The organism is Paenibacillus sp. HGF5 (assembly GCF_000204455.1).
GTDB classification, from domain to species: Bacteria; Bacillota; Bacilli; order Paenibacillales; family Paenibacillaceae; genus Paenibacillus_AQ; species Paenibacillus_AQ lautus_A.
Map to the genome: position 1 here is coordinate 1 of NZ_AEXS01000164.1, position 25,747 is coordinate 25,747.

General features: G+C 43.0%; 19 protein-coding genes and 2 pseudogenes. 2 read left to right on the top strand and 19 right to left on the bottom strand.

Annotated features, from left to right (window positions below; all coding sequences use genetic code 11):
- The 18 genes and pseudogenes from pcrA to HMPREF9412_RS27090 form a co-directional block, all read right to left on the bottom strand.
- On the bottom strand, positions 1 to 2,019 hold a 2,019-nt coding region (gene pcrA / locus HMPREF9412_RS27005), incomplete at its 3' end, for a DNA helicase PcrA (RefSeq protein ID WP_009595028.1).
- Positions 2,020 to 2,325: 306 nt separating this feature from the next.
- Positions 2,326 to 3,015, bottom strand: a complete 690-nt coding sequence (locus HMPREF9412_RS27010) for a heptaprenylglyceryl phosphate synthase (RefSeq protein ID WP_009595042.1) — start codon at positions 3,013 to 3,015, stop codon at positions 2,326 to 2,328.
- A 407-nt stretch (positions 3,016 to 3,422) separates the two neighbouring features.
- Positions 3,423 to 4,304 (bottom strand): phosphatidylinositol-specific phospholipase C/glycerophosphodiester phosphodiesterase family protein, encoded by an 882-nt coding sequence (locus HMPREF9412_RS27015; protein WP_009595040.1) that lies wholly within the window; start codon positions 4,302 to 4,304, stop codon positions 3,423 to 3,425.
- A 130-nt stretch (positions 4,305 to 4,434) separates the two neighbouring features.
- Positions 4,435 to 5,040 carry a class I SAM-dependent methyltransferase gene (locus tag HMPREF9412_RS27020; protein ID WP_009595031.1) on the bottom strand — a complete coding sequence of 202 codons (606 nt, stop codon included), beginning with the start codon at positions 5,038 to 5,040 and terminating at the stop codon, positions 4,435 to 4,437.
- Between the two features lie 458 nt (positions 5,041 to 5,498).
- Positions 5,499 to 6,899: an undecaprenyl-phosphate glucose phosphotransferase gene (locus tag HMPREF9412_RS27025; RefSeq protein WP_009595033.1), complete on the bottom strand. Its 1,401-nt coding sequence runs from the start codon at positions 6,897 to 6,899 to the stop codon at positions 5,499 to 5,501.
- Positions 6,896 to 7,807 carry a glycosyltransferase family 2 protein gene (locus tag HMPREF9412_RS27030; protein WP_009595024.1) on the bottom strand — a complete coding sequence of 304 codons (912 nt, stop codon included), beginning with the start codon at positions 7,805 to 7,807 and terminating at the stop codon, positions 6,896 to 6,898. The genes HMPREF9412_RS27025 and HMPREF9412_RS27030 overlap by 4 nt, the downstream gene beginning before the upstream one ends.
- 109 nt (positions 7,808 to 7,916) lie before the next feature.
- Positions 7,917 to 8,846 (bottom strand): glycosyltransferase family 2 protein, encoded by a 930-nt coding sequence (locus HMPREF9412_RS27035; RefSeq protein ID WP_009595052.1) that lies wholly within the window; start codon positions 8,844 to 8,846, stop codon positions 7,917 to 7,919.
- 129 nt (positions 8,847 to 8,975) lie between these two features.
- Entirely contained in the window at positions 8,976 to 9,860 is an 885-nt protein-coding gene (rfbD, locus tag HMPREF9412_RS27040; protein WP_009595027.1) for a dTDP-4-dehydrorhamnose reductase, read from the bottom strand.
- On the bottom strand, positions 9,857 to 10,879 hold the full coding sequence (gene rfbB, locus HMPREF9412_RS27045; RefSeq protein ID WP_009595047.1) for a dTDP-glucose 4,6-dehydratase: 1,023 nt from the start codon (positions 10,877 to 10,879) through the stop codon (positions 9,857 to 9,859). The genes rfbD and rfbB overlap by 4 nt, the downstream gene beginning before the upstream one ends.
- A 12-nt stretch (positions 10,880 to 10,891) precedes the next feature.
- Positions 10,892 to 11,440 carry a dTDP-4-dehydrorhamnose 3,5-epimerase gene (rfbC, locus tag HMPREF9412_RS27050; RefSeq protein ID WP_009595032.1) on the bottom strand — a complete coding sequence of 183 codons (549 nt, stop codon included), beginning with the start codon at positions 11,438 to 11,440 and terminating at the stop codon, positions 10,892 to 10,894.
- Between the two features lie 11 nt (positions 11,441 to 11,451).
- Positions 11,452 to 12,195 (bottom strand): sugar phosphate nucleotidyltransferase, encoded by a 744-nt coding sequence (locus HMPREF9412_RS27055; protein WP_009595023.1) that lies wholly within the window; start codon positions 12,193 to 12,195, stop codon positions 11,452 to 11,454.
- A 51-nt stretch (positions 12,196 to 12,246) separates the two neighbouring features.
- Positions 12,247 to 14,103: a glycosyltransferase gene (locus tag HMPREF9412_RS27060; RefSeq protein WP_217492371.1), complete on the bottom strand. Its 1,857-nt coding sequence runs from the start codon at positions 14,101 to 14,103 to the stop codon at positions 12,247 to 12,249.
- Positions 14,090 to 15,199 carry a class I SAM-dependent methyltransferase gene (locus HMPREF9412_RS31860; RefSeq protein ID WP_009595029.1) on the bottom strand — a complete coding sequence of 370 codons (1,110 nt, stop codon included), beginning with the start codon at positions 15,197 to 15,199 and terminating at the stop codon, positions 14,090 to 14,092. The genes HMPREF9412_RS27060 and HMPREF9412_RS31860 overlap by 14 nt, the downstream gene beginning before the upstream one ends.
- 24 nt (positions 15,200 to 15,223) lie before the next feature.
- Positions 15,224 to 16,426, bottom strand: coding sequence for an ABC transporter ATP-binding protein (locus HMPREF9412_RS27070; protein ID WP_009595043.1), 1,203 nt, complete (start codon positions 16,424 to 16,426; stop codon positions 15,224 to 15,226).
- A pseudogene (locus tag HMPREF9412_RS33740) lies at positions 16,426 to 17,219 on the bottom strand (ABC transporter permease). The gene HMPREF9412_RS27070 and the pseudogene HMPREF9412_RS33740 overlap by 1 nt, the downstream one beginning before the upstream one ends.
- A 92-nt stretch (positions 17,220 to 17,311) precedes the next feature.
- A complete protein-coding gene (gene gmd / locus HMPREF9412_RS27080; RefSeq protein ID WP_009595049.1) occupies positions 17,312 to 18,274 on the bottom strand; it encodes a GDP-mannose 4,6-dehydratase in 963 nt (320 codons plus the stop codon).
- A 28-nt stretch (positions 18,275 to 18,302) separates the two neighbouring features.
- Positions 18,303 to 19,379 (bottom strand): mannose-1-phosphate guanylyltransferase, encoded by a 1,077-nt coding sequence (locus tag HMPREF9412_RS27085; protein ID WP_009595025.1) that lies wholly within the window; start codon positions 19,377 to 19,379, stop codon positions 18,303 to 18,305.
- Between the two features lies 1 nt (position 19,380).
- A complete protein-coding gene (locus tag HMPREF9412_RS27090) occupies positions 19,381 to 20,553 on the bottom strand; it encodes a glycosyltransferase (RefSeq protein WP_254664121.1) in 1,173 nt (390 codons plus the stop codon).
- Positions 20,554 to 20,766: 213 nt separating this feature from the next.
- Between HMPREF9412_RS27090 and HMPREF9412_RS27095 the strand changes: the two are divergent.
- Positions 20,767 to 23,225 (top strand): annotated as a pseudogene (locus HMPREF9412_RS27095) (O-antigen ligase family protein).
- Between the two features lie 73 nt (positions 23,226 to 23,298).
- Here the strand turns inward: HMPREF9412_RS27095 and galU are convergent.
- On the bottom strand, positions 23,299 to 24,171 hold the full coding sequence (galU, locus tag HMPREF9412_RS27100; RefSeq protein WP_009595034.1) for a UTP--glucose-1-phosphate uridylyltransferase GalU: 873 nt from the start codon (positions 24,169 to 24,171) through the stop codon (positions 23,299 to 23,301).
- 485 nt (positions 24,172 to 24,656) lie between these two features.
- Here galU and HMPREF9412_RS27105 point away from each other — a divergent pair, with 485 nt between their 5' ends.
- A complete protein-coding gene (locus HMPREF9412_RS27105) occupies positions 24,657 to 25,703 on the top strand; it encodes an acyltransferase family protein (protein ID WP_009595030.1) in 1,047 nt (348 codons plus the stop codon).
- Positions 25,704 to 25,747: the final 44 nt, after the last annotated feature.

Genomic DNA, 25,747 nt, shown 5'->3' on the forward strand with positions numbered 1-25,747 from the left:
GCCGAAGCCGCGTCCCGCATAGGAACCACCTACATTACTTCCGCCGCCTCGGCGGTAGCGGTCATGCGCCATCTGGGTGTCTTCCTTCAGCTCTTCCGGGATCTCCTCCAGGAATCGCGATGGCATGTTCGCCGTCGTGCGGCCAAAGAGCGTACGCATGCGCGCACAGGACAGGAACAGCTGCTTCTCTGCCCGCGTGATCCCTACATAAGCAAGCCGGCGTTCTTCTTCCAGCTCCTCGTTATCCATAAAGGCACGGCTGTGCGGGAATACTCCTTCCTCCATGCCGATGATGAATACCACCGGGAACTCCAGGCCTTTGGCGCTGTGCATGGTCATGAGCACGACGGCATCGTCGCGGTCTTCCTCGTCATCGTTCATCGAGTCGATGTCCGCGATCAGCGCAAGATCCGTGAGGAAGGAGACGAGCGACTTATCCTCGTTGTTCTTCTCGAACTCTTGCGTAACCGACAGGAACTCGTCGATGTTCTCGAGGCGTGATCTGGATTCGATCGTATTCTCGTTTTGCAGCTCGAGGCGGTACTCGGACATCTCGAGAATTTTTTCCGTAAGCTCTGTCACCGACAGAAACTCGACCATTCGGCTGAGCGCGGCGATCATGTCGTAGAAGCCCACCAGCGCATTGCGCGTCCGTCCGGCAAAACCGAGGTCGTCCACGATTTCCAGCACGCGGAAGATCGAGATGCCCCGCTCTCCGGCTGCAGCAGCCAGCTTCGCGACGGTTGTGTCGCCGATGCTTCTTTTTGGCACGTTAATGATCCGCGTCAAGCTGATATCGTCGTCCGGGTTGGAAATCAGGCGCAGATAAGCAAGCATGTCCTTGATCTCTTTGCGATCGTAGAACTTGATGCCGCCGACGATCTGGTACGGAATATCCGACTTGATCAGAATTTCCTCGATCACCCGGGACTGCGCGTTGGTCCGATACAGAATCGCGTGGTCCTGATAGCTCTTGCCGTCCTTGATGTTCTTGCTAATTTCCGAGGTGACAAAATACCCCTCATCATGCTCCGTATCCCCGCGGAACACTTTGATCTTCGGTCCTTCGCCCTGCTCGGTCCACAGATTCTTCGGCTTGCGGCCCGTGTTCAGGCCAATAACATTGTTGGCAGCGTTCAAAATGTTCGCTGTCGAACGGTAATTCTGCTCCAGCAGAATCGTGCGTGCCTCCGGGTAATCCTGCTCAAAATTCAGGATGTTCGTGATATCCGCGCCGCGCCAGCGGTAGATCGACTGATCGCTGTCCCCGACAACGCAGATGCGGTGATGGCTGTCCGCGAGCATGCGGCAGAGCATGTACTGCGCCCGGTTGGTATCCTGGTATTCATCCACGTGGATGTACTGGAATTTGCGCTGGTAGAAGTCGAGTACCTCCGGCACTTCCTTAAACAACTGGATCGTGGTCATGATCAGATCGTCGAAATCAAGCGAATTGTTGCTCTTCAAGCGCTTCTGGTATTCGGTGTAAACCTTGGCTACAAGGGTTTCAAAATAGTCTCCGGCTTTCTGTTCATACTGCTGCGGGGAGATCAGCTCATTCTTCGCGGCGCTCATGGCCGCTTGAATCGCCTTCGGCTCGAATTTCTTCGGATCGATGTTGTGCTGCTTCATCACGTTCCGAATAACGGACAACTGGTCTGTCGAATCCAAAATACTAAAGTTCGAAGTGAAGCCGATCCGTTCAATGTCTCTGCGCAAAATCCGTACGCACATGGAGTGGAACGTCGATACCCAGATGTCCTGGCCTTCCCGGCCGACCAGCTTGGATACCCGCTCCTGCATCTCGCGGGCTGCCTTATTCGTAAACGTAATCGCCAGGATGCTCCATGGTGCGGCTTTGCGCGTGGCGATCAGGTACGCGATCCGGTGCGTCAGCACCCGCGTCTTGCCGGAACCGGCTCCGGCCATAATGAGCAGTGGTCCGTCGGTTGCTTCAACGGCCTGGCGCTGCTGCGGATTGAGACGTCTGACGGCGTCGTGTATGTCAATGGAATGCATAAACATTGCCTCCTAATAGGTGTAGATTTGATAATGGGGAAAACTTAGGTAAAGGTGAAACCATCAAAAAGGTTTGGGTCTGGCAAATAGATTACATTAAAGAGAATGGATAGGGCATAGATTGCTACGTGTCTAAGACACCGTGAGTTCTGGGTTGATTGGTTAAATGGAACATAAATTAAATGAAATAAAAGCATGCTTAACCGAAGCCGTCACAAGGCAAATGGAAAAAACACACTATTATAGAGCCTGAGCTGGCTTGCTTAATAGGTCTCTATTTTTTCAACAGATCAGTTAATAGACCCATCAGCCCTTCACGGCCTTGACCGTCTCGAGCGCCTGCTCCAGATGCTCGTACACCACGTTGCCCACAACGATCGTATCCGAGATAGCTGCAGCCTCCATCGCCTGCTCGGCATTGGTTATTCCGCCGCCGTAGAACAAACGGGCGTTATCCAGCGAACTTCGAACCGTGCGGACCGTTTCCATATCTCCGAACGCGCCGCTGTATTCCAGATACACGATCGGCAGATTCATCAGCTTGTCCGCAATCTGGGCATAAGCGGCAGCCGTGCTCGCTTCAATCGAAGTCTCTGCACCGGTCAATCTCGCCACCGCAGCGTTCTCGTTCAACACGATATAACCCTCGGTCACGACCAGATCCCACGGGATCATGTACCCGTAGCGTTCGATTCCCTCGCGATGACGGCCCATGATCCAGGTCGGATCCTGCGTATTCATAACCATCGGGACCATATATAGATCAAATCCGGGTACAACGGCTTCCAGATCGGATACTTCCTGCACGCACGGCAGCTCGTAACGCCGAACTCGGGACAGCAGATCCACGGTATTTTCATAGGTGACTCCGGTTGAGCCTCCAACCATAATGGCATCGGTTCCTGACAAGCATACCGCATCAAGGGTCTCGTCATCGATCTCCTTGTCGGGGTCCAGCTTAAACACATGCCTCCAGGATTGTATCATCTCTTTCAAGCGTCATTCCTCCACGTTCACGGGTTACTATCATACTAAAATAAGTCTATGCTAGCACGGTAAGCAAGTCAATTTATGTTCGCATAAAATACGAACATTTTTTTGGTAATTGCGGTTTATCGGTTCAGCCGATATACGAACCGCGTCGCTGGGAATAGATTTGGGCGGCTAACTAACGTCTACCGACGTACAATCCCAGACCGCATGACGCACAATCCCAGAGATATGGATGGTGGCTTTCTGTGATATCAAGTAGGCCAAGCTTCGAAGTTTATGCTTTCTGATAGCTTGAAAAAGCCCGCGATCTCTTAAGGAGATCACGGACTTCCATGCCCAGCATTATTATGGATGCAAACAAACTTTTCCACAGACGGACGCGATATGATGCGCGGCATGTAAGGTTATGTCTACTCCAATCGCTTTGTCATCATAAATCTCAGGCTGTTCCGCTCCAGTTCCGGCTCTGTCAGCAGATCCGAGTAGACGCCGTACACGCCCCATTTTTCATAATTGTTCACGGTGTTCGTGTCATTGATGGTGTGAACATAGGTCACGGCTCCCGCTTGCCTTAGCTTGGCTACGAAATTCGGGCTAACCTTGTACTCCGGCATGGTAACCGCGTCAATGTGGTTCTCCTGTACGAAAGCGGTGATCTCAGCAGGTGAGTCCTGCGTGGCATACAGCGTATATATAATCGATTGAAACGGATAGATGTCCTGAACCATATCAAGCATCGGCTCATTGTAAATTTGGACGACGACCCGATCCAGAAGCTTCGGATCCCGTTCTTTAGCAGCGTTTACGATCTCCGCGAACAGATACTGTATATCCCGGTCCTTCTGCTCCTTCGTATCCGTCACGATGTAGATATCGGGATGACGCTCCATCATATCCATAATCCCCTCAATATCCATCGGCTGGTATTGTTCCAAAATCGGCGTGTTAATGAATTCCTCATGGCTTAAGCGGGCCGCCTGCTTATCGTCCGGAAGCTTCTCCTTCTGACCCAGCTGCTGCGTCATGCTCTCCGTCCACTCATGCCTGGCTACGACTTTGCGATCCTCCGTCAGCATCAAATCAATCTCGAATACCCGGGTGCCTTTCTCATAGTTAACAACCATGGCTTCATAAGCATTCGTATAGGGCTGTTCGCCGATGCTTCCCATGGCATGGGCAATCAAGCGATAGGCCGCGAATCCTTGCGGCGCTTCCTCCTCCATTTCCAGATGGGTCAGAAGCAGTATCATAATGGCGGAAAATAATAGAAGGACAGCTGCGATCCGTTTCATGGTATCCCCACCTTTGCTTCGTTCATTGCTGTTGCCAGGTAAATACCCGGTTAATGGAGGGGCCAAACAAAAAAACCGCCACTCGGCTGCTGCCAAATGACGGAACGATTATTGTAAATACTACGGATCACTAGCTCTTGGCCTTCAAAAGGTGAATATACCATTTCAATCCTGCGTTGTGATTAAACACGCTGACTTTATCTACGACGTCAAACCCATCACAGCTTTCGATTTCGCCAATCTTATGCTCTACCATGAGATAATCGGGATCCTGGGTGTTCTTATGTGAATATAGGGAAGATATAATGACGCCATCCGGGGTCAGGTAACGTGCATATTCCAACAGCTTGCTAGCGGTATTGGGCACATACTGCAGCGATTCATTAAAAACGATGACGTCGTAGCTTTTATGAGGAACATAATGATTGATGTCCGCGCGCTGAAATAAGTTCCTAGACGTTTTGCCGGATGCGATTCTGATCGCTTCCTCGGACAAGTCTACACCGGTATAATTCGATTTTTCATCGTCCAAGAGCATGTCATACAACAGGCCGGCCCCGCATCCCATATCCAGAATGCCCTCTTCCCCAAGAAACTTTCGGATGTATCCGTACACGACCGAGTATCTGGCATATTCCGTGATGTCCGATAAATAATCCCACATGCGGGATCTGTATTCTTCGTCCCATTGCGCTTGGCTGCTTTCGATGAAATCCTGGACCTTGGCGTTTTCCATATCGATTCCTCCCATAATGCTTATTGGATGTGATCCTTCCGTTAGGCAAATGAAGCGGCAAGATAAAAACACGGTTATTTCGAAAACATTAGAAATCTCCATAACACTGAGATTGGACCATCATAACCAACCTCCGACTCTGCGTAATGAACAAACTCTAGCAAAGCATCGACGAGCCTGGTATTTCATTATAATAGTATAATAGTTATATTTTGTAAATAATTCCAGACTACCATTGTCCGCTGTGTTGTACATGCATGTTAAAGTGAGAGGAGTGGATCGAATGTCCGAAGTTTTTCTAGGCTATGTCACAAACTTACAGGAAGCGACAGCATTCGGTATCTCTACAAGAGGCGAGGGGGACTTGGTAAGCAGCTTTAGTCGAAATATGCTTCTAGGACAGGTAAATAAAAGACGCCATCCGGCTCATGCCAGATGACGTCATCACAAAATTACAATCAGTATGCGTTTTTGAATCCGTTGCGGATCGTGCGCAGAATGATTTTAATATCAAACAGAATGGACCAATTCTCGATGTAGAAAATATCGTGCTTGATCCGCTCTTCAATCGAAGTGTCCCCGCGCAGGCCGTTGCTCTGCGCCCACCCCGTGATGCCCGGGCGTACGTGGTGTTTCACCATGTACTTCGGAATCTCCTCTTTGAACTGTTCAACGTAATAAGGTCGTTCTGGTCTTGGGCCCACCACGCTCATATGTCCGAACAGGACATTAAAGAACTGCGGCAGCTCATCCAGACTGGTCTTCCGGAGAAATGAGCCGAACTTGGTGCGGCGCGGATCATTCTCCACCGTCCAACCCGTATCCGGCGCCCCTTCCGGCAGCGGCTTCATCGAACGGAATTTATACATATAAAAGTTTCGGCGGTTCAGCCCGACCCGCTCCTGCTTGAAAATGACCGGTCCCCGGGAGGTCAATCGGACACCGAGGTAAATTCCGATCATCACCGGCAAGGTAAGGATAATCGCCACTAACGAGAATACGATATCAAACGCCCGCTTGAACAGTCGGTTAGCCGCTAGATCGAGCGGGATATCGCGCACGTTGATCATCGGCATACCCGCAAAGTTATCAAACACCGGCCGTGCCGGGAGATAATCGAAAAAGTCCGGGATAATTAGCGTTCGGACACCTGCTTTTTCACAAGCAGCAATGATCTCCGGATACTTGTGGTGGGCATTCAGAGGAAGTGCCAGTACGACCTCATCGACAAGCTTTTCGTTTAGCACCTTATGTAGATCGCCGACCGAGCCCAAAATGGGTTTAAGCCGTCTCGCTTCAATCTCGTCCCACTGCTGGTAATCATCCAAGAAACCGATGACTTCATAACCAAGCTCCGGGTATTGCTTCAGGTTTTTGAAGAAACGCTTGCCCAGCGACCCTGCACCCACGATGAGCACGAATTGGCGGTTGTAGCCTTTTTCCCGAAAATGCTTGAGGGATTTCTTGAGGAAATAACGGTATAGGATAATGAATGCTACGTTGAAAATCATGTAGATAGCGAGATACCAACGGGAGATATCCACCTCTTTAACAAAAAACATAATACTGAGGAGAATGAACATCCCGATGAAATGCATCTGGAAGATCTTCATGAACTCGTCGGCAAAACGCTTTTTCCGCTTCGGCGAGTACAAGGTAATCATGATGCCGACAACCACGGCAACCGCTCCGTACACCAGACTCCACAATGCATAGGTTTCGAGAGGTAGCGGCTCTTCATAGGGAAACCAGCCGCTCTCGAATTTCACCCACCATGCGAGCAGAAACGCCAACTGGATAAAGGCAAAATCGGTCAACATATACAATTTGGTCAGAAAGCCCTGATTCTGGCGGATCATGATTTCACCTCCACTCCACCTGAAGATTGCGTTATCGTTGCTGGACGAATGGGCTTAAGCCGGTTCGTGAGCAGGGACAGGAGCAATTTTAAAGCAACGCCCGCATACACGGCTCCATTAACTAATATGTTGTATTTCTGCCGGTAATGCTTCCGATGAAAAAGAATCATCGCCCGATGGAACTCATAAATGATTTTGAACGGCCGGCGCCGGGCGCTGCCGCCTTTATAATGGATGATCGTCGTCCGAGGATAATAGTGAATGCCCCATCCCGCCTGCTTGATGCGATAGCACCAGTCGATATCCTCCCCGTACATAAAAAACGTCTCGTCCAGCCCGCCCACCTGCTCAATCGTCTCGCGGCGTACCAGCATGAATGCACCGACCAAACAATCCACCGGATACTCTACGTCCGGATTCAAATACCCCAGCTGATACTGGTTAAACTCCGGCTTGTTCGGGAACAGCTTGCTGAGCCCAAAAGCATAATAGAAGGACGCCGAAGGCGTTGGGAACCCTCTTTTGCAGGCCTTATCCAGCGAGCCGTCCGGGAGGACGATTTTGCAGCCGGAAGCCCCTATGATCGGATTGTAGTCCATAAAAGCGACCATCGTCTGGATCGTATCCTGCTGGATAATCGTGTCGGAATTTAGCAGCAGCATATAGCGGCCTTCCGCCACTTCCATCCCCTGATTGTTGGCTTTGGCAAAGCCGGTATTTTCCGTGTTCTCGATCAGCTTAACCTGCGGAAATAACTCTCGAATGGTCTGAACGGACTCGTCCTTCGAGTTGTTATCTATCAGAATCACTTCATATGTATATTCCGTCTCCGATGCAAACACGGATCGCAAACAGTCCACCGTCAGCTGACAGGTATTGTAGTTCACGATTAAAATGCTTAAATCCATTGCATAACGTCTCCTGACAAATATAGTAATCTATCGACATTATAGCATAGTTCATGGGGAAAGAAGGAATATCAAGGAATAAGTTTGCTCTGCCCTATTTCGTTCAACCTCATATAAACCCAATCAAAATAAAAAACTTAAACAACAAACTCTCCGCCTTGGATTGTCTGTACAATTTGCTCTTGCGTGCATAATGTAATCTGTCCATGAATCTTGTTCGAGTTGCAAGAAATAAATCCAGCTGCTCTTTCTGTTCGCCAGTCAATCGCGATCCATAGATTCGATCAAACTCGCTTGCTTGTTTATGCAGCAAGTCTTTGCCTGTATGTCTTTTAAAACTGGTCCATTTGCTCTTCAGCTTACCCACGATGGAGTTGCTGCCCCCTACCACATTATTATTGTGCTGACGGTATAACATGGATGGCTTGTTATCGTAGATTACGGTTCCAAATGCGGAAACGAGCACGTAGAACCACCAATCGTGCATAAGAACCTTTTGACTGTCTACCGATTTACTATTTATAAACAGGTTTCTTGCTGATCGATTCATCGTGATGGTCGCGCCAATGGCAATATTTTCGTACAACGCATTGAAGAAAGAGGGCTCCTGAGCAGGAGGCTTTGGCCATGCACCTTTTCGATTTAACTCGTCATCCGTAAGGTAGGTTGATGTAAATACCATCGCCGGCACTTCCGTATAGATAGAGGAGTCCAGGCGGGCAATAGCATGCTCTACCTTATGATCAAGCCACACGTCATCCTGGTCGCAAAAACTATAATAATCAGCCTCAGCGTCTGCAGCACGCAGAAGTTCAAAGAAACTGGACACAACGCCAACATTCGTTCCTTTTATGAGCTTGATCTTATCGGGGTGTGTAGTCACCCATTGGTCGAGAAGCTCCATCGTTTTATCAGTCGATCCATCGTCTCTTATCAGGATGGAGACAGCAGCATGCGTCTGATTGAGAATACTCTGGATTTGCTCGGATATATATTGTTCGCCGTTGTAGGCGGATAACAATACTTGCACTTTTTTCATACGGGAACCTCCGAAAAAACACTTGAAATCAATAATCTCGTAGACCCAAAACAGCTGAGAGGTCTATAGAGAAAGGAGCTAGCTAAAAAAGGCCAAATCATACAGATCAGGCCTTTCGAGTCGCTGTATTCATTTTAAGTATAGTTCAGGGTACTGCTTCATATCCAGCATAAACTGCTTCAGCCCCTCACGCCAATGTGGCAAATCCTCAAATTGGTTTAGTCGGATAGCTAAATGATCCATGACCGAATTGGCCGGACGTGGAGCGGGTCTTGGAAACTCTTCAGTAGTACAAGGCTGCAATTCAGCGGTTATGGTAAGTCCCAATTGTTCACGAGCCTCTTCAAAAATGGCGCTAGTAAACTCATACCAAGTGCAAGAACCACTGTTGGAAGCATGATATATACCGTATTTTTCAGTGGAGATTAAGTTTATCAAGAAGTGCGCCAGATCTACCGTGTAGGTCGGTGAACCTTGTTGGTCGTTAACCACCTTTAACAGCGGTTTTTCTTGTCCTAGACGAAGCATCGTTTTTACAAAGTTGTTGCCATGCAGGCCGAACAACCATGAAGTTCGCACAATAAACCAACGAGAGCAAAAATGTTGAACCATCTGTTCCCCTGCAAGCTTGGACTTTCCATAAACGCTTTGCGGGTCGGGAGAATCATACTCGTTATATGGCCTTTCACTCGTACCACTAAAAACGTAGTCCGTGCTAATAAATACGATCTTGGCATCGATTTTTTCAGCAGCGAGAGCCATGTTTCTAGTACCTACTGCATTCACGAGATAAGCACCGTCCACATCCGTCTCCGCAGCATCAACCGCAGCATATGCCGCACAATGAATGATCCAGTCGGGTCGGCGGGTTGAACTTACTTGGAGGCATTGATCTAAGTCCGTTATGTTTAGTTCTTCTCTACCGCAGCTAATAACTTCATGACCAGCTAGGTTAAATATCCGCGCAATATCCTGCCCTAGCTGACCATGTGCTCCTGTGATTAATACCTTCATCCGTTCCCACCCAAACGGCTGCCATACTGCTGGGTCATATAATCACGATATGCGCCGGATTGAATTCTCGTCCACCACTCTTTGTTGCTCAAATACCACTGAATCGTTTCCTTAATGCCTGTCTCGAAGTTGTGCTTTGGCTTCCAGCCAAGTTCATTCATGATTTTTGTAGGATCAATGCCATAACGTCGGTCATGACCTGGACGATCTGTCACGTAAGTGATTAGTGACTCCGGCTTACCAAGCTCGTTCAAAATGGTTTTGACGATATGAACATTGGTACGTTCGTTGTTGCCCCCAATATTATAAACCTCACCTATTTTCCCCTGGTGAATAACCAGATCGATCGCACTGCAATGATCCTCGACATACAGCCAATCCCGAATATTGAGGCCATCACCGTATACCGGCAGGGATTCATCATTTAGGGCACGAGAAATAATCAGGGGGATCAGCTTCTCAGGGAATTGGTATGGACCGTAATTGTTCGAGCAGCGCGTAATGTTAACCGGGAGACCAAATGTCTCATGGTAAGCTCTTACGAGCAGGTCCCCGCCTGCTTTGCTGGCAGAATACGGGCTATTCGGTGCAAGTGGCGTCGTTTCAGAAAACAAACCGGTTTCGCCCAAGGACCCATATACTTCATCCGTGGATACATGGACAAACTTAGTCACACCATATTTTTTGGCTGCATCCAGAAGAACCTGTGTCCCCATGACATTGGTGTTCACAAAGATCTCGGGTTCCAGAATACTGCGATCCACGTGTGACTCTGCCGCGAAATTAACTACAACGTCGATGCCTTGTTGGAAAATCGCGTCCACCGCTGGTTTGTCAGCTATATCTGCTTGGACGAATGAGTAATTTGGGTGGTGTTGAACGGATTTTAGGTTTTCAAGGTTGCCCGCATACGTAAGTGCATCCATGTTGATGATCCGGTAATCGGGATGCTGTTGCAACATATATAAAATAAAGTTACTGCCTATAAAACCGGCACCGCCGGTAACAAGAAGTTTCATCTTCACTGCCCCCTATTCAAAATTCATCTCTGCGTCTTTCAGTAGCGGGTGCCGCTGGTCTTTATCCGATAGAATCGGGCTAGACGTTGGCCAATCGATCCCCAAAGCCGGATCATTCCATAATATGCCGCGGTCATTTTCGGGGGAATAATATTCGTCCACTTTATAAAGAACCTGGGTATTAGGGACTAGCGTACAAAAACCATGTGCGAAGCCCTTAGGAACAAGCAGCTGACGATGGTTGTGTTCGCTTAAAATGACACCGTACCACTGACCAAAGGTAGAAGAGCTTTTTCTGATATCTACGATAACATCATAAATAGCACCTGTAAGGACACGTATGAGTTTGGTTTGGGCCTTGGGGTGTAACTGATAATGCAGCCCTCGAAGAACACCAGGTTCTGCGGATAGAGAGTGGTTGTCTTGGATGAAGTTATAGGTAATGCCATTCTGCTTAAATAATGATTCATTGTAACTCTCCATAAAGAAGCCACGGCTGTCACCGTGGACCTTTGGTTCAATAATAGCTGCTCCGTTTAATGATAGAGGAGTAACAGTCATATAATTACCTCCTATAATTTGAGTTTGCCAAACTCTTCAGTGAATATTACATTGTGTGCCAACTCATTAGCCTTTGCCAACGAAGCATGTGTTCCAGCATCAGTCCACCATCCACTCAAAATATCATACGTGAGCTCTCCTCTTGCAATGTATGCATTATTCACATCCGTGATCTCAAGTTCTCCGCGGGTAGACGGCTTCAATGTTTTTACTATGCCAAACACATGATGATCAAACATATATATACCTGTTACAGCGTAATCAGATTTAGGGAGAGTTGGTTTCTCTTCTATAGAAATAATTCGATCTCCTTGAAGCTCGGGCACACCAAAACGTTTAGGATCATCTACTTGTTGAATAAGAATTTTTGCACCGTGCCGCTGCTCTCTAAAATTCTGAACGAACGGCGATAGATCGTCTTCGAAAACGTTGTCACCTAAAATAACAACCATTTGATCAATTCCAACAAAGCTTTCAGCAAGATCTAAAGCTTGGGCAATCCCGCCTGCCTCATCCTGAACTTTATACGTAAAAGTAACACCCATGTCGCTTCCACTTCCAAGGAGGTTTACAACATCACCCATATGTTCTTTGCCAGTTACTATTAGAATATCCTCTATATTAGCCTGTTTAAGTTTATGCACGGCATGAAAAATCATTGGATATTTGCCAACTGGGAGAAGATGCTTGTTAGTTACTTTTGTTAAAGGAAACAATCTGGAACCTGTGCCCCCAGCGAGAATTATTCCTTTCATTTAGACCCTCACTTTCATTGAATACACTTTAAATAAAAAAATATATGTACATTAGATATTTATAATCCGTTCTTTGATTTTTTGAGCAGCGTTAGCCCAAGTCCAATTTTTTAGCACCTGTTCAGAAGCCATCATCCCTTTTTGAGAACTTTCCTCTCTATGTTCATAGACATATCTCATTAAATACTGTAAATGCTCTAGATCAGGATCAGCCCAATTATAACCTTCATAGTAAGGACATTTTGCTTCAGCTGCGATATGTCTCTTAACTTCAATAGGATAACCTACTTCACTATTAAAGAATTCTGTCTGGGCACTCCAATTTGTCGATATCACAGGCAATCCACAAGCCATCGCTTCTAAAACTGGCATCCCCCAACCTTCACCTCTAGTTGGCAAAACAAAACAATCAGAAGAACGATATAAACTTCCCATTTGATAGCCAGGTATATCTTCATTATAAATTATCATTATTGAAGGTCTATCAATATCCAAGTTCATCTTACGTATTTCTTCTTTAACGTTAATACTTCCATCGTTATTGAAAATTTTACAGATTAAAATCACATCATCATTTTTACTGAACTCATTAGTAAATGCTTTAAACAAAAGCTCTGGCGCCTTTCTCTCCCCCCATTCAAATACCGAAAGAAATACATACTTCTCAGTAGGCTTATGGCCTACTATTTGAGGATTGAAGTAATTAGGATCAACTCCTAATGGGATGATATTTATAGGAGTCCTGACACCAGAATTATAAAATGTCTCTCTATTAAACTCTGAAGGGACCCAGATCTCGTCCATAGAATTAGCTTGTTTTACCCACTCTCTTGGTATTCCCGTTACCTCCAGCATTGTATAACCGATTTTATACGACCCAGTATTTTTATAGAAAACATCGCCCTGCCCATAGACAACTTGGGGACCGTCCTTTGTGAATTTCCTGCCTTTTATGATATTTATTCTATAATCATCTGACTGCTCAGGTTCTACCACGGGAAAAGGTGTATCAGGACCATAAACATATTTATATCTTACGTCAACATTGATTTCATCTAAGGAAATCATTAGATTTTTTGATGACACTGCATAACCTGATGGGAAATTCACAATAGAATGCCAAGCAATTCTACCTTCAAATCTTTCCTCAAGTTTTTTCTTCCATTTGTTTTTAAATATTCTTTGAGAATTACTAAACATTTCTGAAAAATTCACTTTATTAATTTTTGTCGAAGTATTATGATAATGTAACATTGAAACTCTACCATCACAAACTATTTTATAACCATTCTCAATTGCTCTTAAGCAAAAATCTGTATCTTCGAAATAAGAAAAATAATCCTCGTCCAATCCTCCGATTAATGACAAAACCTCCCGTTTTATATATACACATGCAAATATCACGCCTTGAACCTCACGTAAAACTGAATACTGGTTAATATCAACTTCATTTCCACCTATTTGCTGACCCCAAAACGTTTCTGGATAAATATATGTACCAGCATGTTGAAGTTCCCCATTAAGTCCTAGCATTCTGCATCCAACCACACCTATCTGATCAGAAGAATATGCGGATTCCTGTAGAAGCTCTAACCAATTTTTTTGCGTTACGATAATATCATTATTCAACATAATTATATCGTTTTCTGGATTACAAAATTGAATTGCTTTATTATTTCCTTTAACAAATCCCTCATTTATAGGATTTTTTACGATTTTCACGTTAGATGTGTATTTATAAGTACTCTCGAGATATTCAATAGTCCCATCTGTGCTTCCATTATCTAGAATAACTAATTCATAATTCGTGAAGATAGTTTTCTCAAGCAATGAATTAATGCATTTCTGTGAATATTCCAATCCGTTCCAAGTCAAGATGATGATTGATACACCCTTATTTCCCATCATTATTCGCTCCATCTCTTTTCTTTGCCACAATTGCATAATCACGTGGTCCAAAAATCGTGTTATTTAATAACTTGAAATTACTATTAATAAGATGGTTCTCACTAACTAACTCTTGTAATTTACTATCGTTATCAAACGGATGAAAGTACAGATTCTCCAAAACAGAAAAATTACATTCTTCTATAATAAATGATAATTGAACTGGCGGAAGAGGTCTAACATGTGTGTGGTCTAGGTAAAATGTATATGAGGAGACTAAGACAGTTTCAGGATTAGGAGTCTCCATGATTAATAAACCATTGCTATTTAACTTTTCATGAGCTAATCCAATAAGTTTAATTAATTCATTGTGGTTAAGGTGCTCTATTACTTGGCTTAAAAAAATACAATCAAATTTTTCACTTGTCTTTTCTAAGTAGTTAAACAAGTTATCTTTAACAACTGGAAGTTCCAATCTAATACATTCATTTATCATTTCATCGTTACTATCTACACCTACTACTTCGATTCCATTGGTTGTTAAAAGTTCAACAAATTCTCCTCTACCACAACCTAGATCTAGAACTTTCATGTTTGTATCTATAAACTTAAGATAGACTGATTGATATTCTTTAATTAGTTCTCTACTACCTCTAAATTTATTCTCGAATCTAAAATAATTAATAGGTTTCGAGTTTTGTTCTGTATTATTCTTCATAATATTAACGATACTAATTAATTTATCCACTTCTTGTTCTAGTTTATTGATTATTAACTTTGACTCCTCTAATTGTTTATCTAGATAGTTTATTGATCTCACAGTATCCGCATTAAAATTGTTCTGGCGTATGTTTAAATCATGAATTCTCCAATTTATTAACTTTGATATAACCTTTTTGATATAGCTTGTTATTTTACCTTTGATTGTAGGAGGCTGGATAATTGGTACATCGAATGGTATTTCCCAAGATGCGTTTATTTGAGCCAAAAGAGCATCTCTATTACTAACACTAGAATTAATTTGAGGATTTATAAATTTAATATCTTCATCCCCATCTTGATCGATATCATCTTTTATTTGCTTCATCAATATTTCTACAGAAGATCTGTTTGACATATGTTGGTCCTCCGATAATTATTTTCAAATTATTTCAGCCTTGACCGATAAAAAATTCACACCAACGAATTTTGATTCTGTTCCTGCTATAACTTGAAAGGTAGATGAGTGTTCCCACCAATCATAGTTATCATTAATATGCGAATTCCCTGCATGAGCAGCAACAGTAATACTATAAGTTCCAACCCCGAGATTCGCATTAAAATAAAAAGACACTTCTTTTTCAACACCTATTTTTGCATCACTTATCTTTCTACCTAAATAAAAAGTATTAGTACCGAAGATTTCATTTCCTATTCGATCTTTAATCATAAAGCCAACTGTCAAATCTTCTAAATCATTCTGTTGTGCATGATATTTAACGGTAAGTCTAACTTCTTCACCTACTTGAATCGCGTTTACAGGTGAATCATGAACATATAATTGAACTTCATCAATTGAGACTTTACCATTCCCAGATCTAATTCCAGTCCCTTGATTCTCTTTTATCTGATAGTCGCTTTCTCTTTTGGCTATGATAGCATTATAAAAATCTAATATATCATCAGGATTTCCTTCCTTTATTAATCTTCCATTCTCAATAAGCAATGCTCTATCACAAAGGTTTTTGACAGAACCAGGATCATGAGACACAAAAAAAATTGTAGTCCCTTGTTTTTTAAATTCCTTTATTCTATCGAAGCATTTATGTTGAAAATATGCATCCCCTACAGATAAGGCTTCATCAACAATTAGTACTTCAGGTCTTATTGAAGTGGCAACAGCAAAACCTAACCTAACCATCATACCACTTGAATATGTCCTGATGGATTGACTAAAATAATCACCGATTTCGGCAAATTTCTCTATTTCAGGAAGTATACTTTCTATTTCCGTGTTATTAAAACCTTGCATTTGTAATGCCATAACTGCATTTTGATAGCCTGTAAAATCAGGGTGAAAGCCCATTCCTAACTCAAGCAATGCTGAAACCTTACCATTAACCTCGAATCTACCTGATGAGGGTTGTGTTACCCCCGTCAATAACTTCAAGAGGGTACTCTTACCAGCGCCATTATGACCTATCACCCCAATTGATTCGCCTTCTTTTACTTTAAAAGAGATATCCTCTAGAACAACTTTCTCCTTATAGAATTTCCTTGAACTTATTGCCTCTAGGAATCTGTGGTAAGGTTTCTCATATGTTTTGTATTTTTTCCCAAGTGCCTCCACTGTAATTCTGTTCATTAGAGTTCATCCACCATTTCTTTATTCAACTTCTTATAAGTTAAAAAGCCTAAACTAACAAAAACAACTGCGATAATAACGGGATATAGTAAAGTTTCCCATAGAGGCCATTCATGATATACAAATACATTATGATACCCTTCAACAATTGGTAACATGAAGTTATAAGAGAATATATTTTGTAAGTTATCAGGAAGAACATTCAATGGATACACTATAGCCGTCATCCAAAACCAGAATTGCAAAATTATACTCATAACTTGTCCAATATCTCGTATAAATACATTCAAAGTGGCTACTAAAATACCAATCCCAATTGCGATAAGTTGCTGTAATATAATAAGAGGAAGAAAACCAAGTACGTGATAATCGGGTAAATGATTAGTAGTTATTAAGAAACAATAAAAATAAGCATGCTTATTACAAAATTAATAGTTGACGAGATGAGAATATACACGGGTAATGTGATTTTAGGAAAATTTAGTTTCTTAATTAGATTGCTTTGCTCAAAAAACAAGTTTTGCATTCTCTGGATGGACTCTACAAAATAATTCCATGGAAGAACACCAGCACACAAATAAATGCTATATGCCCATTGGCTTTCGATTTCAGGGAGTTTAGCCTGCATAATCTGTGTGAATATTAAAGTATATACTAATATTAATGCTAATGGATTAACGATTGCCCATACAAGCCCTAGAGTTGAATTTAGATATCTTGATTGAAAATCCCGTTTTACCATCCCTAGAATAAAATTTTTGTAATTCCATATACTCCTGATAATACTGACCATCTCCGATTAAACATATTTAAATGAAAGAAAAGCATGAGATTTATAAAAAAGCCCCTGAACTCCCAGAGGACTTTTTTATAAATCAAATTTAATTATATCCTTACTTTTTCCAAGTCACTTTCCACCATCATCTTAACTAACTCTTCAAATCCAACTTCAAGCTCCCAACCCAGTTTTTCTTTAGCCTTCGAGCAGTCGCCTAAGAGCAAGTCAACTTCTGCTGGACGCACAAATTTAGGATCGATAACCACATAATCTCTCCAATTTAAACCTACATGGCCAAATGCAACCTCAACCAACTCTTCAACGGTGTGTGTCTCACCTGTCGAGATTACGAAATCATCAGGATTGTCTTGTTGAAGCATCAGCCACATAGCCTTAACATAATCACCTGCAAAGCCCCAATCCCGTTTGGCATCCAAGTTCCCCATTCTAAGTTCTTTTTGTAACCCCAGTTTAATTCTAGCAGCAGCAGTTGTAACTTTTCGAGTTACAAATTCGATACCACGACGAGGTGATTCATGATTAAAGAGAATGCCTGAGCAAGCATAGAGGTCGTAACTTTCTCTGTAATTCACAGTAATCCAATGTCCATAAACCTTGGCAACTCCATACGGGCTTCTCGGGTAGAACGGTGTTGTTTCTTTTTGCGGTGTTTCCACTACTTTACCAAACATTTCACTACTCGAAGCCTGATAAAATTTAGCTTCAGGTTTTTTTGATCGTACAGCCTCCAATAAATTTGTAACCCCGATCCCTGTAATCTGACCAGTCAGAGAAGGCTGGTCCCACGAGGTGCCTACGAAAGATTGTGCAGCAAGATTATAAACTTCATCTGGATTCGAGATTTTTATTGCGTTTACTAGTGAACCCTGATCAAGCAAATCTCCTTCAATAAATTCAATTTCATTCTTAATATGTTCTATGTTATCCATAACAGGTATGCTCGTTCTACGTCGTAATCCATAAACTTTATATCCTTTTTCAAGTAACAAATCTGCCAGGTAGGACCCATCCTGCCCTGTAATTCCAGTAACTAGTGCACTTTTAGTCATTGTTGTACTCTCCTTGTTTATATAAATATTATAGATATTGTTCCAATTTCTGCATTCGTAATTCTTTCAACAAAGTCTTTACTTCCTGAGCCTTATCCTTCGCACATATAAGAGTAACATCTTCTGTATCTACAACAATTAAATCTTCAATACCTAATGTTGCGATTAGTTTACCGTTACTTTCAATAATGCATCTTTTTGTGTCCAAATTTAGAATGTTACCTCTAATAACATTACCATGTTCATCTAGATCGTTTATTCGCTCTAGCGCAGTCCAACTTCCGACATCATCCCAACCAAAAACACATGGAATGACAAAAATATCATCTACTTTTTCCATAATACCATAATCTATTGATTGGTCTGGCATTTTTATAAATTCACTCTCTATAATCTCGTTTCGATTTAAAAATTTAAATCCATTTTTCATAGTTTCCAATACATCATGCACTTCTGGCATAAAAATTTTAAAATAACTCCTTATAACTTCAGTTCTCCAGATAAAAATGCCACTATTCCAATAGAAGTTACCTGCTTCCAAATATTTCTCAGCAGCTTCCAGATCAGGTTTTTCAACAAACTTATTTACCTTAAAGACCTCTAGGTCATTAATATATAATTTTTCCTGTGTGCTCTCAATATACCCATAACCTGTTTCTGGGTATGAAGGTTTTATCCCTAAAGTTACTAGGCTTTTATTATCCTGAGCTACCTCAATACCTGTCTTAAGTATTTTAATAAACCCTTCTTCATTCTCAATTATATGATCAGATGGCAATACAACCATTGTGCTATCAGGAAATTTCTCCTCAATAACTATTGAAGCAAGTCCAATGCAAGGTGCAGTGTTTCTACCTATAGGTTCTATTATTATATTATCGTGTGGTAAATGAGGAATTTGTGCTTTAATTAATTCAGCATACAGACCATTTGTAACAACAAATACCCTTGTGATATCAATCAACTTCTCTAAACGTTCAATTGATTGCTGAATCATAGATTTATTGCCAGAAATATTTAAAAATTGTTTAGGAAGGTTAGTCCTGCTTTTAGGCCAGAATCTTTCCCCTTTACCACCAGCCATTAGTACACAAGTAATATCCATATTAGCCTCCAAACTTCCATTTATAGATATAGTCAAGGCGCCTTTTCACTAATTGTCCTACCTCTTCCGGAGAATATTTAGTTCTAATATCCTCCATACCGCTAGCAGCAATTTGTTTATAATAAGTTATATCTGAAACCAACCTCTTCATATATAACGATGCATGCACTATATCTGGGTCAGCCCACATTTGATATGCCCTATATGGTCCATGATCTCGTCCAACTTGTATTAATTTAAAATTCACTGGGCAAGAGTTGCTACTATTCATAAAGTCAGTGTTTGACGACCAATCGGTTCCGATAACTGGTTTACCCAAGTACATTGCCTCAGCAAGCCCCAAGCCAAACCCTTCACTTCGATGCAGCGACACAAAGCAATCTATAACTGAAATCAAGGCATTTATATCATTTCGGCTAATTGTATCCTTAATCAAATAAATATTCTTATAGTCACTAATAAGTTCCTTAAGCTCGTCCAGTTCAGCTTTACCACTATTATATGAGTTTACTTTCAGTACCAATCCAACAGATCGATCTTCAGGCTCAAAAGCTGCTTTAAACGCTTTAATCACAGCCTTAGGGTTCTTACGTTCTTGATAACTCTTAACATCATACATAGATAAAAACAGGAAGACTCCATCGGGCAGACCAAAGAACTCCCTATTACGAACTTCATTTATGCCCACCTGAATGGAGTGCGGTATTTTCACCACAGGAACTGGGCTTTTTAAAGCTATTGAATCTGCCACAAATGTAGATGGAACCCAGATTTCATCAACAAGTTCAAAAGCCTCTAGCCATTCATCTGGAAAATCCGGTAACTCCCAATGCCAAAAACCGATATTATATCGATTTTGGAACAACGAATTTCCATATTGAGCGTAGACTTCCATCATTTGTTCGGCATTAATATGAAATAAGTTAATGTTGTATTTAGGTTCTCCAATTTCCTTCGACGACCATGTAAGGTCAGACATTCTAGCACTATTCGTGCCCTTGAAATTAATAATTCCAAAAGGGATACCCGCGGAATCCATACTATTAGCAGCTATTCGACATGATTCTCCAATCCCCATCTCCGCTCGTGAATAGCCCAGTAGATTAACACCCTTTTCCAGGTTATTGCTGTAACTTTGATCTTGACTCTTTTCTAGAGGATAAGCTTTCTTCAAAAGCGCCCTTTTCACCCTTTGTCTAAAGCCGGGAGATAACAAGCGAGTTATAAGAGGCTTTGTTAATACTGCTAACTTATATGTAAATTGATATATTACTTTTTTAATATACAACACCACCGGATAACAAATATACGTAGAACAGGAATCTAGCCCCATTCCTCTCATTATGCTAAAATATTGTCGTATCTACAAGAAAAGGAGCTAAATACGTTGTCGAATCCAGTATACGGTAAAAAAGCCGCTGAGTCGAGGATAGAAGGAAAGAGATCAGCTTTGTTCTGGGTGTTAATTTCAGGAATCATCTTGTTTCTGTTCTGGACACCTTACCAAACGGCTCTATTTAACGGTCAAGAGCTACAATTTGAAAAACCGATTTTTGGGCTGCTATATTAGCAACTCTACTATTATTTCTTTGGATCGCACAATTTTATAAAAGCATCCAACTCAAGGATGAAAGAGATTGGCTAGCTGTAGGTGTGCTTTTACTACCTTTAACTTACATACTTTCTCTCATCAGTGCGGCTTCACATAGTCTTGCCATGAATATGATCATCATAAATTGTATTTATGCTATTATGTTCATCATTGGACTGTACGCACTCCGTGACAAGTTAGGGAACCGAATCATTCAAAATACAATTATGGCTGTAGCATATCTTATTGTTGGTTTTGGTTTACTACATTGGTTTGGCCAGGGCAAGACTGCAGGTGCCATTGCAAAATGGTTTTCTAACACGGTCCTAAACGGTACATATACTCATGCTGTAATGACTGACTCTAACGGTCTCCGTCTGACCTCGGTGTTCCAATACGCGAATACTTATGCTGCTTTTCTCATGGCTTTCTTGTTTGCAGCAGTCTTTTACGCTACGACATCAAAAAAATGGTACGGCCAAGCCTTCCACAGCTTTATGCTGGTACCCATCATTGTATCGCTGTTGTTAACATTGTCTCGTGGTGGTCTGGTCATGCTGCCCGTAGTATTTGTTCTGCTGCTCCTATTCCTGAAGCCAGCTAAACAAATATTGTGGATCCTGTACTGCGGTATAGCGGGTGTGGCTTCGCTGATCATTTCCAAACCGGTAACAGAGCTGGGCTTAAGTTTAAATGAAGCTTTCAGCAGCAGTGGCGCCCTTAAAGGCTGGGGAATCTTACTTGGTGCGTCTGCTGTTGTAGGCCTTCTAGGATGGGTCATTCAAAGTTTTATCGCCCCAAAACTGGATAAAGCATTAAGCAATTGGTCCACTAAAAAGGCCTCCAATATGTGGATTCCCATCGGCTCCATAGTTATTGGGGGACTGCTGATCTTCCTATTCATCGGCACCAGTCTGAAGAATGTTTTACCACAAAATATTAGTGTCCGCCTTGAGAACATTAACTTTAACCAGCACAGTGTTTTGGAGCGATTTACTTTCTACAAAGATGCCATGAAGGTGCTAGCAGACTATCCTATCATCGGTGCTGGCGGGGGAGCATGGGCATCACTCTATGAGCAATATCAGAACAACCCATATACAAGTCGTCAAGCGCATAACTTCTTTTTACAGTACTTGATCGAGGTCGGAATTGTTGGATTTGTGATTTTCATGTCGTTTATCCTGTATATTTTCTATAAATATATTCGCGGCTATATCAAAGGCAATGAAGAAGATCGCAATCGTCATTTTCTTTATCTCATCATCGTCCTTTCGATTTTGATTCACAGTATTTTGGACTTTAATATGAGTTATGTGTTCATGGGGATTCTTGTATTCCTGGGGCTTGGCGGAATGGCTGCCGTAATGGACAGCAAACCAATCAAAAAATGGAGTGTACAAGATTCAACAGCAAGAAATATCTACACAGCTGTTATAGGCCTTGCTTCTATTATTGTACTGATCACTTCCATACGTTATGTACAGGCTGCCGAAGCTGGTATGGAAGCTCGCAGAATTGTTCAGGTTAGCACATCGTTTGAAGAGATTAAAGCTCCACTGGACAAAGATCTCAGCATTCGGCCTAGCCATACGGAATCCGTCCTGCTACTAAACTCATTATATCAATCCGTTTACCAGCAGACTCAGGATGAAAGTTTCTTTCAACTATCTTCGAATCTCTTAAATCAGGCACTTGAAGACGAGCCCTATAATAAATCCATATTGAATCGATTGGTACAGAGTTACGAAATGATTCAACAACCAGAACAAGCTTATGAGATACTTGTGAATAATGCCTATAAATTTAAATGGGACATTAATTGGTATGAGCAGATCATCAATAAAGGGTATGACCTGGGAATGAAAGCCTTAGGAGAAGGGGATACTGCCGGAAAAGAGAAGTACTTTAATTTTGCAACTGAGGCCTTTGTTAAAGTTCAAGAAGGTATTAAGCATTTAGCTACATTACCGGAAGGCCAATTCCAAGGTAATCCTTTCGAAAACACACCCGACATGATTCTCCATGCGGGCAAAATGTACTTCATGATGAATCAACCGGAACAAGCGTCTGAAGCTCTTAAGATTGGCATGCAAGAAGATCTCACCCAGACAACCCAACAGGAGATTGTACGTTGGTATCTGGCAGCATTACAAAAACAAAACTTGAGTGATGATGCCCTTATGGCGAAGCTAACCCAAGTTGATCCGAATGCGAAGCAAAATGTTCAACAGCTTGCTGATCTACAATTCTAATTAAAAAGGGACAGTTCGTGGTAGAAAACCTCTACCCAACTGTCCCTTTTTTCATATGTTATGTCTTATTAGATTACTGGACCTTCGCCAAAACCCCACTCAAATAAGCAATTAAATCATCTCTCAACTCTTCCCGCTGCAATGCATAATGAATGCTGGTTTCGATAAAACCCAACTTCTCGCCGACATCATGGCGCATCCCGTCAAAGTGATATGCATAGATCGGACTCCGATGAGCTAAGGTGGAGAGCGCATCAGTCAGCTGAATTTCTCCGTTCTTCCCAACCTCTTGATTCTCCAGTAAGTCGAAGATATCCGGCGGTAAAATATAGCGGCCCATAATAGCCAGGTTGGAAGGCGCCTCGGCACGGGATGGCTTCTCCACCAGTCTCGATGTTTCATAGATTCGGTCTGATTTCTGAAATCCGTCTACGATCCCGTAACGATCGACTTCGTTCCAATCGACGGGCTGAACGCCCACAATGGTAGATTGGTAGGTGTCGTAGACCTTCATCATCTGTTTTAGGCAGGGTACTTCTGACTCCACGATGTCGTCGCCGAGCAGCACAGCAAACGGCTCGTCCCCGATGAATTTGCGTGCGCACCAAATAGCATGGCCCAGCCCCTTGGGCTCTTTTTGCCGAATATAGTGGATATCCGCCATGTTTGAGGGTTTACGCACTTCTTCGAGAAGTCCCCACTTACCCTTCTCCGCTAAATTATGTTCCAGCTCAAAGGAAGAATCAAAATGGTCCTCAATCGCCCGCTTCCCCTTACCAGTTACAATGATAATGTCCTCGATACCGGAAGCTACCGCTTCTTCGATAATGTATTGTATGGTCGGCTTGTCCACAATGGGTAGCATTTCTTTAGGCATCGCTTTCGTAGCTGGCAGGAACCGCGTACCAAGCCCCGCAGCGGGTATGATCGCTTTACGAATGTTCATCCTATCTTCTCCATTCCCTTAAGTCTCCCAATATATTGATGCCATTGTACCATGAGTCCAACCAACCTTCGATTAAAATCGGTTTTTGTCAAAATCAGACGACTTATGATTCGTGACTTTGCCGCTTTGGCCTAGTTGCCCCTCTCTTCGCCAAGTTTGACGTTACTACAGTCGTTAAATTGGTTATTGGAACAGGACATGTCTAACGTCTGCGAAGAAGGCGCTATTGAGAAGCTGGAATCCGTATCGGCCATAACCTCCTTGGTAATCAGTGGTCCGCCGAACATCAGCCGCTTGTGTCTTGGCGGGGAACCAGTAATGACTCCCTCGGTCTTTTATCGGTTGCCGGCACTGCTTTCACAAGCTGAATCCGATAACTCCAGATAACCACCCAATCCATTTTTATCCATGGAAATGACCAAGACCCCTCCGATATACTAGTACGAAACTTCGATGGACCAAAAAGCCAAAGGAGCTGGTTGCTGATGAAAGAGAGAGACGCCTATTTCGATAACCTCAAATTCATACTGATTCTGTTGGTGGTCGTAGGACATCTCATTGAGCCATTTAACGGCGAAGCAGCGATGGGAGCGATCTATCAGTTCATTTACTCGTTTCATATGCCGTTGTTTATTTATGCAGCCGGTTATTTCGCCAAGTGCATTCAATCCCCCAAACAATACGTCGGCCTGCTGTCGGGACTGGTCGTGCCGTATTTCATATTCGAGACGCTCTATACCCTGTTCGACTATTACTTGCAAGGCTTGGATCGGCTCGATTTCACGTACTTTTACCCCAATTGGATCCTGTGGTTCCTGTTCAGCATGATGCTGTGGAAAATGCTTCTGCCGTACCTGCTGATGCTCAAATACCCGCTCGTCGTCTGTTTCGCGATGTCCATCATGCTCGGGTACTCGATCGATGTCGACTATTATGCAAGCATTTCGCGTACGCTGTACTTCCTGCCCTTTTTTCTCATCGGATATGTTTTCAAAAGGGAATGGCTGGATGCCATCAAGGCCCGGCCTTTTCAACTGCTATCGATCATCCTGCTCTCCGCCGGATTTGTCCTGCTGTACGTCATATCGCCGATCCTGCCAACTAATTGGTTCTATGGGGCGATGCCTTACCTGGAGTTTGGCTTGGATTCGTGGTATGCAGGCCTCTACCGTATGATCACCTACGCGTTCACCGTCATCATGGGACTCTGCGTCCTCTCCCTCATTCCGAGGTCGGATACGCCCTTCACGGACCGTGGGGTTAATACCATGTACGTCTTTTTGCTTCACGGGTTCATCGTCAAAACGATGCAGCATCTGAGCTGGTTCGAAGCGTTCCAGTCCACGGGAGGCAAGCTGCTGCTGATTCTGCTCGGCGCAGTCATAACCTGGCTGCTATCCTCGTCCTGGATCAAACGCGGCTTCGGTTGGATCGTCGAGCCGAACGTCGGGTTTCTATTCCATTATCGATCCAAGCATCGCCATGAACGCGCAGAAACGAAGCGTGCCGACGCAAAAAGGAGTGATGCCTAACTTGCATCACTCCTTCATATTATCTCCGTAAAAACGCAATACGC